The organism is Micromonospora endophytica (assembly GCF_003236305.1).
Taxonomy (GTDB): domain Bacteria; phylum Actinomycetota; class Actinomycetes; order Mycobacteriales; family Micromonosporaceae; genus Micromonospora; species Micromonospora endophytica.
The window spans coordinates 1-2,156 of record NZ_POTX01000441.1 but is presented as its reverse complement, the minus strand read 5'-3'; the positions used below and the strand labels follow the sequence as shown (position 1 = coordinate 2,156).

Below are 2,156 nucleotides of genomic sequence, written 5' to 3'. Positions count from 1 at the left end.
GGGCACACGCCCCAGGCCCCCGACCCACCACACCACACTCAGCCGACGCCACCCGCCTCCACGTCCTCCGAACCCGCCTCACGCAACTCCGCCAACCGCGCCTCGATCTCCGCCAACTCGGCCCGCAACTTCTCCGCCTGCCGCTCCGCCTCCGACCGCTCCGTCGACAGAATCTGCTCCACCGCCTCATGCACCCCCGGCACATCCACCAACGCCACCATCCGCAACGCCTCCGCCGGCTTCAACACGTACGGCTTCGCCAACACCTTCCCACCCTGCTGCGCCGCCACCGTCCACTCACCGTCGGCGTACGCCAACGTCACCGTCAAACCCGCCGGCCCCTTCGGCTTCACCGCCTTCACCGCCCGCCGCGCCGGCGGCTTCGTCTCCACCGTCTCCACCGTCTCCACCTTCGACTCCTCCCGCTGCTTCGACTCCTCCGGCCGCGGCTGCGGCACCCGGTCCAACACGAACTCCGGCTCCACCGCCACCACCGCCGCCTCGACCGGCGCCGGCTCCACCTTCGCCTCCACCGGCCGACGCCCCGCACCCTTCGGCGCCACCGCCACATCAGCAGGGGAGAAGGGCAACTCGTCACGCCCGAACCGCACCACCACGAACTCGTCGGACAGCGCCGGATCGGTCAACTCGACCACCTGACCCAACTGCCCGGCAACCTGACCCGCCGACGCCGTGAACACCACCTTCGGCTTACGGCCCGCGGCCAACGCCTCCCGGATGCCGCGTACCTCGTCATCGGACAAACCCTGGCCAGCGGCACCCATCACACAACCTCTTCCCTCGTACACATGTTCAGACGCCTGCCTTGATACCAGCCGCCAACGACAACCTGAAGATCAGCCCCCCAACGCCCGCAACGCCCGATCCGCGTGCGCCTCCATACCCAGCTCACTGTGCACCACCTCGACGATCCGCCGATCCGTCCCGATCACGAACGTCATCCGCCGAATACTCAACGGCCCCAACGGCAACCGCCGCCGCACCCCGAACCGATCCGCCACCACACCCTCAGGATCCGACAACAACGGAAAATCGAACCCGTGCCGCCGCGAAAACTCCGCCTGCCGCGCCACCGAATCCCTACTGATGCCCACCCGCTGCGCACCCACCGCCGCGAACTCCGCCGCCAGATCCCGAAAATGGCAACTCTCCGCCGTACAACCCCGCGTCATCGCCGCCGGATAGAAGAACAACACCACCGGCCCCGCCGCCAACAACTCCGACAACCGTCGCAGCTGACCCGTCTCGTCCGGCAACTCGAAATCCTCGACCAGATCCCCGACACCCACACCCATTCCCGATCCTCCTCATCCGACGTGCGGCACAGCGTATGCCACCGTCCGGTGTGCCCGATCACACCCAGCTTCCCGCCCCACCAGCACCGCCGGTAACCTCACGCACACCCAGAAGCAGCAGGGGAGAGGACCGCATGGCACCCGTCACCATCATCACCGGCGGCACCCGCGGCATCGGCGCCGCCACCGCCCGCCGCCTCGCCCACGCCGGCCACCACCTCGCCCTCGGCTACCGCAACGACCACCACACCGCCGACACCATCACCGCCGAGCTCCGCGCCACCGGCGTCCACGCCATCGCCGTACCCGCCGACACCCGCGACCCCGACCAGGTCACCGCCCTGTTCGACGCCGCCGCCGAACTCGGCCCCCTCACCGGACTGGTCAACAACGCCGGCATCACCAGCCCCATCGGCCCCTTCACCGACCTCGACCCCAACGACCTGCGCAACGTCGTCGACGTCAACCTCATCGGCTACGTCCTCTGCGCCCAACAGGCCGCCCGCCGCATGACCCACGGCGCCGCCATCGTCAACATCTCCTCCGCCGCCGCCACCCTCGGCAGCCCAGGGGAGTACGTCCACTACGCCGCCGTCAAAGCCGCCACCGACACCCTCACCATCGGCCTGGCCAAGGAACTCGCCCCCCACGGCATCCGCGTCAACGCCGTCGCCCCCGGCATCATCCGCACCGACCTCCACGCCCTCTCCGGCCAACCCGACCGCCCCGACCGCGCCTCCAGCCGCATCCCGCTCGGCCGCCCCGGCGAACCCGACGAAGTCGCCGCCGCCATCACCTGGCTGCTCAGCCCCGACGCCTCCTACACCACCGGCACCGTCC

3 protein-coding genes are annotated in these 2,156 nt (G+C 69.9%); 1 reads left to right on the top strand and 2 read right to left on the bottom strand.

Annotated elements, in window-relative coordinates; all coding sequences use genetic code 11:
• Window positions 1-38: 38 nt before the first annotated feature.
• Both C1I93_RS30290 and C1I93_RS30285 read right to left on the bottom strand, forming a co-directional pair.
• On the bottom strand, window positions 39-785 hold the full coding sequence (locus C1I93_RS30290) for a hypothetical protein (protein ID WP_111246652.1): 747 nt from the start codon (window positions 783-785) through the stop codon (window positions 39-41).
• Window positions 786-857: 72 nt separating this feature from the next.
• On the bottom strand, window positions 858-1,316 hold the full coding sequence (locus tag C1I93_RS30285; protein ID WP_111246651.1) for a peroxiredoxin: 459 nt from the start codon (window positions 1,314-1,316) through the stop codon (window positions 858-860).
• A 134-nt stretch (window positions 1,317-1,450) separates the two neighbouring features.
• Here C1I93_RS30285 and C1I93_RS30280 point away from each other — a divergent pair.
• The coding region (locus C1I93_RS30280; RefSeq protein ID WP_111246650.1) for an SDR family oxidoreductase at window positions 1,451-2,156 on the top strand (706 nt) is incomplete at its 3' end.